General features: G+C 66.5%; 1 protein-coding gene. It reads left to right on the top strand.

The features are described 5' to 3' along the window. Positions 1–257, top strand: a 257-nt coding sequence (locus tag RYX56_RS26700; RefSeq protein WP_317124298.1) for an NAD-glutamate dehydrogenase domain-containing protein, incomplete at both ends; no start/stop codon positions are given.

The following is a 257-nucleotide window of genomic DNA, read 5'->3' as shown; positions in this document are numbered from 1 at the left end:
GACGGCCCCCGACGGCTCCATCAAGCCCCATATCTCCATCAAGATCGCGTCGCGCGAGCTCGACAATCTGCCGCTGCCCAAGCCCTATCGCGAAATCTTCGTCTGGGCTCTGCATATCGAGGGGGGCCACCTTCGCTTCGGACCGGTGGCGGGGGGCGGGCTGCGGTGGTCCGATCGCCGCGACGACTTCCGCACCGAGGTCCTGGGGCTGGTCAAGGCCCAGCAGGTCAAGAATGCGGTCATCGTGCCGGTTGGCT

Source organism: Alkalihalophilus lindianensis (assembly GCF_032843265.1).
Taxonomy (GTDB): domain Bacteria; phylum Bacillota; class Bacilli; order Bacillales; family Bacillaceae_D; genus Alkalihalophilus; species Alkalihalophilus lindianensis.
Note: the sequence above shows the minus strand (reverse complement) of the source record. Positions and strands in the feature narration are given on the sequence as shown.